At 46.0% G+C, this 4,939-nt stretch carries 4 protein-coding genes; 3 read left to right on the top strand and 1 reads right to left on the bottom strand.

All coding sequences use genetic code 11. The features are described 5' to 3' along the window. The first annotated feature begins 148 nt into the window (after positions 1-148). The 3 genes from F6J99_RS42040 (at position 149) to F6J99_RS42030 (ending at position 3,795) form a co-directional block, all read left to right on the top strand. Positions 149-1,576, top strand: a complete 1,428-nt coding sequence (locus F6J99_RS42040) for a tetratricopeptide repeat protein (RefSeq protein WP_293122619.1) — start codon at positions 149-151, stop codon at positions 1,574-1,576. Between the two features lie 399 nt (positions 1,577-1,975). Next, positions 1,976-3,169, top strand: a complete 1,194-nt coding sequence (locus F6J99_RS42035; protein WP_293122617.1) for an HhoA/HhoB/HtrA family serine endopeptidase — start codon at positions 1,976-1,978, stop codon at positions 3,167-3,169. 248 nt (positions 3,170-3,417) lie between these two features. Then, on the top strand, positions 3,418-3,795 hold the full coding sequence (locus tag F6J99_RS42030; RefSeq protein WP_293122615.1) for a hypothetical protein: 378 nt from the start codon (positions 3,418-3,420) through the stop codon (positions 3,793-3,795). On the opposite strand, the gene F6J99_RS42025 is transcribed toward F6J99_RS42030, so the two are convergent. Beyond that, on the bottom strand, positions 3,737-4,939 hold a 1,203-nt coding region (locus F6J99_RS42025; protein ID WP_293122613.1), incomplete at its 5' end, for an ATP-binding protein. The genes F6J99_RS42030 and F6J99_RS42025 overlap by 59 nt on opposite strands.

Below are 4,939 nucleotides of genomic sequence, written 5' to 3'. Positions count from 1 at the left end.
TTTCACCACCATCCAAAAGACAGTTAAGACTTATGAGGTGTTATTCCTCGCAGTCTCCTAGCTCATACTCTCCCCGTTTCGGGGAGTTCCTAGCTAGAACGAGCCGCACGCAGCTAAGGCATTACTTTGTCAAGAAGAACAAGGGGAGATGACAGCCCAGCTGGGACTAGCAGCAGCCCTTGAGTTATCCTGGCAGGAGTTGCCACCAGAAGCCCAGCAGTTGGGATGTCGTCTGAGTCTGTTTGCTCAAGCTCCTTTTGATTGGTTACTGGTAGAGAAGTGTGTTATCGAAACTGAAGATGAAGATGACTCGGAAGAAGAACAAGAAGAATTGGAGGAGTTACGCGTTCGCGTAGCGTGGCCTACGGCCAATCGCTTTCTAGTCAATCGTAATCTGTTACAACTGACCGAACATAAAACCTATCGGCTCCATCAACTAATTCGAGAATTTTTCCAAACCAAGTTGGCTCAGTTACCAGAGGCAGATAGCTACAAGCGAAGCTTTTGTCAGGCAATGGTGGCTGTAGCAAAAGAAATTCCTGATAGACCAACTCGTGATCAGATTGCAGCAGTTAGCCTTGCCATCTCTCATTTAGCCGAAGTAGCTAGAGCCCTAACTGACTGGCTCAGGGATGAAGATTTAATAGGGCTCTTTATGGGCTTAGGAGGATTCTATAAAGGTCAAGGTACCTATGACCAGTCTGAACCGTGGTATAAGCAATGTTTAGATATAACTAGAAGCCGCCTGGGTGAGAACCATCTCGATATAGCCACCAGTCTCAACAACCTGGGATTACTCTATTGGTCAATGGGTCACTACCATAAAGCAGAACTCCTCTTGCTTCAGTGTTTAGAGATGAAAAAGCAGCTGTTAGGTGAGGAAGATCACAAACTATCCACCAATCTCAACAATCTGGGATTAATTTACCATGCTCAAGGGCGCTACCATGAAGCAGAACCTCTCTTGCTCCAAGCCTTGGATATGACAAAGCAGTGGCGGGGTGAGAACCATCCCGATATAGCCACCAGTCTCAACAACCTGGGAATACTCTACGATGATCAGCGAAACTACCCTGAGGCAGAACCCCTCTTTGTCGAAGCATTGGATATGAGAAAGCTGCTGCTGGGTCAGGATCATCCCGATGTGGCTCAAAGTCTTAACAACCTTGGATTACTCTACTATAATCAGGGGCGCTACCATAAGGCAGAACCTCTCTTTGTCCAGGCATTGGATATGAGAAATGTGCTGGGTGAGAACCATGCCCATGTAGCCCTAAGCCTCAACAACCTAGGATTACTCTACCATGTTCAGAGCCGCTTTGATGAAGCAGAACCCCTCTTTGTCGAGGCATTGGATATCAGAAAGAAGCTGCTGGGTCAGTACCATCCCCATGTGGCCGAAAGTCTCAACAATCTGGCAAATCTCTACAGATCAATGGGGTGCTACGATCAGGCCGAACCCATATATGTCCAGGCATTGGAGATTGCAGAACGGAAGTTAGGGTCAAATCATCCTAAAACTGTTACCTACCGTGATAATCTCGAAAGGTTGCGCGATATCCGTAATAATCCCTAATTTTTGAAAAATTTTAGGAAAAAATTGGCTATTTTGCGCGATTTATTCCTAAAGCTGATCCGTTATCAAAATAAATTCTAATTCACAGGAAGCGATCGCATTCTCAAGCCAACAGCCAAAAAGAGCGATTGACCTTTGGTCACCCTACGCGATGCGACCTAGGAGCCGCTAAAAGCGATCGCATTCTAAACCCAACAGCCAACAACTAAACAATAACTCTGTTTAGCAAATTCCTATCAAAAGCGCTATACTATAGGTTTAGTCATACTAACCACACCTATCACACTGCTCACCCCCGATTTTCCCTAACTTAACAATATTCTTCGGTCAAGACTAGACATTTTTCAGTAAAGTGTAAGTATATAGACCCCAAAAGCAATTATTGAAAATTCTAAAACCATGAGTTTATCCCTAAAGCAGCTGACCGTTTATCTGACATTGCTGGGCTTGGGCGGAGGTGCAGGGGTTTTGGGTAGTCGCTATCTCATGGCAGAGCAAGAGGTAATCAGACGCCCACAAATCGTTCCAGCAGTATTACAACCATTCACGCCACAACGATCAAGTGTTGCACCCCAGAGAAACCTGAATTTCATTGCTAAAGCGGTAGAAAAAGTAGGTCCGGCTGTGGTGAGAATCGATGCAGCCCGTCAAGTATCACGGGATCTCCCACAACCGTTCCACAATCCCTTCTTTAGGCGCTTTTTTGGGGATGACCTGCCTATGCCAAAACAGCGCATCGAGCAAGGCACCGGCTCAGGGTTTATCCTCAGCTCCGATGGACGCTTGATCACCAATGCCCACGTTGTAGAAGGCACAGAGGAAGTTAAAGTCACCCTAAAAGACGGTCGCAGCTTTGACGGTCAAGTAGTAGGCACTGACCCAGTCACCGATGTAGCCGTAGTCAAAATTGAAGCAACGGACTTGCCCACAGTCAACTTGGGTAAAGCTGAGAATTTGACCCCAGGAGAATGGGCGATCGCTATTGGTAATCCCCTCGGTTTAGATAATACTGTAACCGTTGGTATCATCAGTGCCTTAGGGCGCTCCAGTTCCCAAGTCGGGGTTCCTGAAAAACGGGTCAGCTTTATCCAAACTGATGCCGCCATTAACCCTGGTAATTCTGGTGGGCCGTTGTTGAATGCCACTGGTGAAGTGGTTGGGATTAACACTGCTATTCGAGCCAATGCCCAAGGCTTAGGGTTTGCTATCCCCGTGGAAACTGCGGAACGGATTGCCAATCAACTATTTTCTAAAGGTAAAGTTGAGCATCCTTACCTAGGCATTCAGATGGTGACCTTGACCCCAGACTTGAGAGAAAAAATTAATCAAGACCAAGACTTTGACCTGAAAGTCACCCAAGATGATGGGGTTTTAATCGTCCGGGTGGTGCCAGGCTCCCCCGCTCAGAGAGCTGGTTTCAAACAAGGAGATATCATTAAAACCGTTGCGTCGAAACCAGTTAAAAATGCCACTGAGGTTCAGCAGGGTGTGGAAGCCTCAGAGGTGGGTGCCCAGTTAGAGGTGGAAGTGCTTCGTAACGGTAAGACCAAATTAATCAGCGTGCGACCAGGGGCTTTTCCCATGGATAATTGATGATAGCAGAGAGAGTAGGGAGTAGGGAGTAGGGAGTAGGGAGTAGGGAATCGGGAATCGGGAGTCAGGAGTTTGGGAAGTTAATTAAAGAAATAAGGTTATTTTTGGGATAAATCTGATAAGTGTGATATAATTACCAGCCCTGCATAGTTGAATGAATTGATTGTAAGTAGGTGGGCAGTAGCTAGCTACAGGATTAGCTGTCCGGCAAAATTCATCCCACACCTATGCTACGCATTAGGTGTGGGATGAATTTTGCACAGGGTATGTATGGAATTGCTATAATATATGTACTGATAAACAAAGCCGTTCGCGAAGCGTGGCCAAAGGCCTTAAATGCTGGTTTGTCAGCTATTAAAGAGCGAAAAAATCAAATTTTTGTATTGTTCCGGCGCGGAGGGGCATCCCGTGTCGTTAATAAAGCTTGCCGAGTATCCGAACCGTTGGGTGGAGTTGGCAAGAAGCCTACACTGAAGTCGTTCGCGGAGCGGCTCTGTAAGAGCAGAGTCAGTGTAGGAGTATGTCACCAAGCTGAGTTAATCGGTCTGTGTAGTGCCCACCCTACATCTAGATCCCTGTTCCCTGTTCCCTGTTCCCCACTTCCTCTGCTTTTAGAAAATCAATAAACTGTCGTGCTGTTCTACCAGAGAAACCATTGGCTCGGATTGCCCACTGTAAAGCACGAGGTCTGATTTCACTAGGCTCAAGGGGGATTTGGGCTAGGGTAGCTAGATGTTGGACAATCTTGAGGTAGGTTTTCTGGTCAGCTTTTTCAAAGGTTAGGGTTAAGCCAAAGCGATCGCTAAAGGACAGTTTCTCATGAACCGTATCCCAACCATGGACCTCTTCATTGCTAGGACGGGGACGGTCATCAAAGAATTCTCGAATCAAGTGTCGTCGATTAGAGGTGGCGTAAACCACAACATTGTCAGGTCGTGCTGTTAAATTCCCTTCCAAGATTACCTTTAAAGCTTTGTAGGAATCATTATCCTCTTCAAAGGATAAATCATCGATAAAGATAATAAATTTTTGAGGCTGGTCTCGCAATTGCTCCGTAATCACCGGTAAATCGATCATCTCTGATTTCGGGACTTCAATAATTCGCAATCCCCGCTCACCGTATTCATTTAACAACGCCTTGACCAAAGAAGACTTACCTGAACCGCGACTACCGTAAAGTAATACATTCAGGGCTCGGTAGCCTTTCAGCAGAAATTCTGTATTCTTGAGCAATTGCGTCCGCGCCGATTCATAGCCCACCAGCTCACTGAGTCTAATCGGATCTGGATTGGCAATACCAAACAACTGACCCGATTGCCAACGAAACCCCTGATAGTCAGCAAAAACTCCAGTACCAAACTCTCGATAGTATGCTGCGATCGCTTCCAAACCATCAGCCCAATTTTCTAAATTGTTTAGTTTAGCTTGCAGCTCCTCTTGCCATCGAGTACATTTATCACTGTGGTCAGCTCCCGACCTTGATTGACTTGACTCACAATTCCAAGGCACCAGTTCAACTGGTAAAACAGATGCTCTTTTGACCCACTTACAAAGTTGTTTACTGCTGCACTTATAGATATTTTGTAAAGCTTGTAAGTCATGACGAGCCGCGTCTACCAATGCTGGCGGTAATGTTTCTAATTCAGAACCTTGCACTTGCCTGGTAAAGGAATTATCAGCCCTAAGGATTTGTCTAAACAGATAATTTTGCCAACTTTGGTTTTGGCTAGCTAACCCTTGAAACCAGTCACCATAAGCGTTTAAACAACA

It is taken from the genome of Moorena sp. SIO4G3 (genome assembly GCF_010692305.1).
Taxonomy (GTDB): domain Bacteria; phylum Cyanobacteriota; class Cyanobacteriia; order Cyanobacteriales; family Coleofasciculaceae; genus Moorena; species Moorena producens_A.
This window is presented reverse-complemented; position numbering and strand designations above follow the sequence as displayed.

Coding starts and splice junctions, on each gene's coding strand:
- F6J99_RS42040 (WP_293122619.1), top strand. CDS start 149: ATGACAGCCCAGCTGGGACTAGCAGCAGCCCTTGAGTTATCCTGGCAG.
- F6J99_RS42035 (WP_293122617.1), top strand. CDS start 1,976: ATGAGTTTATCCCTAAAGCAGCTGACCGTTTATCTGACATTGCTGGGC.
- F6J99_RS42030 (WP_293122615.1), top strand. CDS start 3,418: ATGAATTTTGCACAGGGTATGTATGGAATTGCTATAATATATGTACTG.